Consider the following 3,779-nt stretch of genomic DNA (forward strand, 5'->3'; position numbering starts at 1 on the left):
CTACGTCGACCCGGAACGACGCGCACTTGCCGACCTGATGTGGACCGACGACCACGGCGATCGCCACACCTCGATGACGATTCTGGTGTGCGGCGCCGACGCCGGCGAGATCCAAGTCGCACTGCATGGCGCGCTGCTGTCCGACGACGAGATGGTCGCGCCACACGAGTGGCCGCACTATCCCGATCCCCTCGGCGAGTGGCACCAGGACCCATGCCACGAGCTCACGGCGTCCGACGCCGACGACGCGGATGACGGGCTGATCGACCGGCGACCCTCGGAGTCCTGACGTTGATGGCCGCGCCCCAAGGAACGTCATGGATGATGGGGACGTGGCAGACATCAAGCGTGGGCGAGCAGCCAGGAACGCGAAACTCGCCAGTTTGCCGGTCGGCATCGCCGGCCGCGCGGCACTGGGCATCGGCAAACGGCTGACCGGGTCGTCCAGGGACGAGGTCAACGCCGAGTTGATGGAAAAGGCAGCCAATCAGCTGTTCACCGTCCTCGGCGAACTCAAGGGCGGCGCGATGAAGGTCGGCCAGGCACTGTCGGTGATGGAAGCCGCCGTCCCCGAACAGTTCGGCGAGCCCTACCGCGAAGCACTGACCAAGCTGCAAAAGGATGCCCCTCCCCTTCCTGCGGCCAAGGTGCACCGCGTGCTCGACGCGCAGCTCGGCACCAAGTGGCGGGACAGATTCACCTCCTTCGACGACGACCCGATCGCCTCGGCGAGCATCGGCCAGGTGCACAAGGCGGTGTGGTCCGACGGTCGTGAGGTCGCGGTGAAGATCCAATACCCGGGTGCCGACGAGGCACTGCGGGCGGACCTGAAGACCATGAAGCGGATGGTTTCGGTCTTCAAGCAGCTCGCCCCTGGCGCCGACGTGCAAGGCGTGGTCGACGAACTGATCGAACGCACCGAGATGGAACTGGACTATCGGCTGGAGGCGGAGAATCAGCGCATCTTCGCCAAGGGATATCGCGACGATCCGCACTTCGTCGTGCCAGCGGTCGTGGCGAGCGCGCCGAAGGTCGTCGTCGCGGAGTGGATCGAAGGCATCTCGATGGCCCAGATCATTCGCACCGGCACTCCGGAGCAGCGCGACATCGTGGGAACGCGACTCTTCGAGCTGACCTATGGCGCACCTGGCCGCATCGAAGTGATGCACGGCGACGCACATCCCGGAAACTTCATGCTGATGCCCGGCGACAAACTCGGAGTGCTCGACTTCGGAGCCGTCGCACCGATGCCGGGCGGCCTACCGATCGAACTCGGACACATGGTGCGTTACGCGCTGGCCAAGGACTACGACAAGCTGCTGCCCACCATGGAGAAGATCGGCTTCATCCAGAAGGGTCAGAAGGGCGAACAGGTGTCGCCTCGCGAAATCGACGAGATGCTGCGCCAATACGTCGAGCCGGTCGAGGTCGACGAGTTTCACTACACCCGCAAGTGGCTTCAGAGGATGGCGGCGGCCAACATGGAGATCTCCGCCGACGCCATCAAGACGGCTCGCGCGATGGACCTGCCCGCCAAGTTGGCCATCCCGATGCGCGTCATCGCCTCGGTCGTCGCGATCTCCTGCCAGCTCGACGCCCACGTTCCGGTGAAAGCGCTTGCGGCGGAACTGATCCCAGGATTCGCCGACGAGGCCGCCTAGCCCCAACACTCCGGGGGCTAGGCGGCCACGCGCCGACTACGCGGCTGCAGGGTTCGCAACGGGGTGCTTCCGAGGACGACCGCGTGGACGCTTGTGCGCGACCACCATTCCGCGGTCGATGATCTCGCCGCCCCAAACCCCCCACGGCTCTTGGCGTTCCAGCGCCTCGGCGAGGCACTGCCGCCTGATCGGGCAGTCGGCGCACAGCACCTTGGCCCGTTCGAGCTCTCCCGGGTTCTCGGCGAACCACAGATCGGGGTCATTGACGTGACACGGCACTGCCGGGAACGTCCTACCTCGGCATGTCTGCGGAGACATGTCCGACTCACCTTCTTCCTGGTCTAAATCGATCGCCATCTGTCTTTGATGGATCTGCGACCAGGTGTTCGGTGTCCCGAAAACAATTTGGCCACGGATCCGGTTTGCGTCGGGTCCGTGGCCATTTGGCTTGTCTGGGCTACCTAGGTGGTGCCCCGATTCACGGACGCGACGGTCGCGGCGGCTGCCCATCGCTTGAGCGCCGGAATGGCGTCATGCGTCGGGGCGGCCGAATGCGCCGCCGAAGCGACGGGTCCAGCGACATAGAGGGGCGACGGCATGACGGCAGCGCTAGCAATGGCTACGCCGGAAAACGGATTGAAAATCATGCTTGCCTCCTCACTTCTGCTCGACCGGATTAGACGGTTACGAGATTAGACGTTAACACCCAAATTGGACAAGCGATTTTCTGACCTGCGACTTTGGCGCGATCTTTGTGACACTTGACCGTTTCCCGCCAATTCAGTGCCGGGCCTTGACCAACGCCAGTACATCGGGCCCGAATTGCTCGAGCTTGCGGGCGCCGATGCCGGGAATGGCGACTAGGGCGGCCTCGTCGGTGGGTAGCGTCTCGGCGATCGCAATCAGGGTGTTGTCGGTGAACACCACGTACGCCGGCACCTTCATCTCCTTGGACGTCTCGAGGCGCCACTCCTTGAGCTGAGCCAACAGCTCGTCGTCCAGATCCGACGGGCACGACTCGCAGCGGCGCAACATGATTGCGGCCGGGGTGGTCAGCGTTCCGTTGCAGATGCGGCAGCGCGGTGTAACGCCCCGCTGCCGCCGCGGCTTGCTGGGCCCATCGTCGGAGGTCGCCTGCGGGGCGACACCGTTGAGGAAGCGCGACGGCCGACGGCCCTGCCTGCCGCCAGGCGTGCGGGCCAGCGCCCAGCTCAGCGCCAGATGGATACGCGCCCTGGTGATTCCGACGTACAGGAGTCGGCGTTCCTCCTCGACCTGCTCGCTGTCGGCACCACGGGCCAGCGCATGCGAGATGGGTAGCGTGCCGTCGGCCAGCCCGACGAGGAAGACGGCGTCCCACTCCAACCCCTTGGCGGCGTGAAGCGACGCCAGGGTGACGCCCTGCACCACCGGCGGGTGCCGCGCGTCGGCCCGCTGCCTCAGCTCGGCCAACAGAGCGCGCATGTCGAGCGACGGCCGCAGCGTCACTTCCTCCTCGACGAGCTCGACAAGCGCGACCAACGCCTCCCACCGCTCGCGCGCCCGCACGCCCTGCGGCTCCTCCGCGGTAAGCCCAAGTGGCTCCAGCAGCTCACGGATCACGGGCGGCAGGTCCGCACCCACCGCCTCGACACGCTCGGCGGCCCGCTGCAATGCAACCAAGGCCTGCCGGATCTCCTGGCGGCTGAAGAAGCCCTCACCGCCGCGCACCTGGAAGGCCACCCCCGCCGAGGTGAGCGCCTCCTCGTACACCTCCGACTGCGCGTTGATGCGATACAGCACCGCGATCTCCGACGCCGCCGTACCTGCCTGAATCAGTTTCTTGATGGCCTTGGCGACGGCGGCGGCCTCGGCGACCTCGTCGGGATGCTCGTTGAACGTCGGCGTCGGCCCGGCTTCACGCTGACCGATCAGGTGCAGCTTGCTGCCTGCCATGCGCCCGCGCGCCATCGAGATCACGCGGTTGGCCAGGGACACCACCTGCGGAGTGGACCGGTAGTCGCGTTCTAGGCGCACCACCGAGGCCTCGGGGAATCGGCGGGAGAAGTCGAGGAGAAAATTGGGAGTGGCACCGGTGAACGAGTAGATGGTCTGGTTCGCGTCGCCGACGACGGTCAG

General features: G+C 65.9%; 3 protein-coding genes and 1 pseudogene. 2 read left to right on the forward strand and 2 right to left on the reverse strand.

Translation table 11 applies throughout. From position 1 onward, the window contains the following. Positions 1-289: pseudogene (locus tag QOD90_RS00140) on the forward strand (hypothetical protein); the annotation flags it as partial. Between the two features lie 28 nt (positions 290-317). Beyond that, complete coding sequence (locus tag QOD90_RS00145; protein WP_526345446.1) at positions 318-1,661, forward strand: macrolide-binding ATPase MABP-1; 1,344 nt, start codon at positions 318-320, stop codon at positions 1,659-1,661. Between the two features lie 36 nt (positions 1,662-1,697). Here QOD90_RS00145 and QOD90_RS00150 read toward each other — a convergent pair whose 3' ends face one another. Further along, complete coding sequence (locus QOD90_RS00150; RefSeq protein WP_526345448.1) at positions 1,698-1,979, reverse strand: WhiB family transcriptional regulator; 282 nt, start codon at positions 1,977-1,979, stop codon at positions 1,698-1,700. Positions 1,980-2,441: 462 nt separating this feature from the next. Then, on the reverse strand, positions 2,442-3,779 hold a 1,338-nt coding region (locus QOD90_RS00155), incomplete at its 5' end, for a 3'-5' exonuclease (RefSeq protein ID WP_526345450.1).

Source organism: Mycobacterium sp. (assembly GCF_032161845.1).
In the GTDB taxonomy this organism is placed as follows: Bacteria; Actinomycetota; Actinomycetes; order Mycobacteriales; family Mycobacteriaceae; genus Mycobacterium.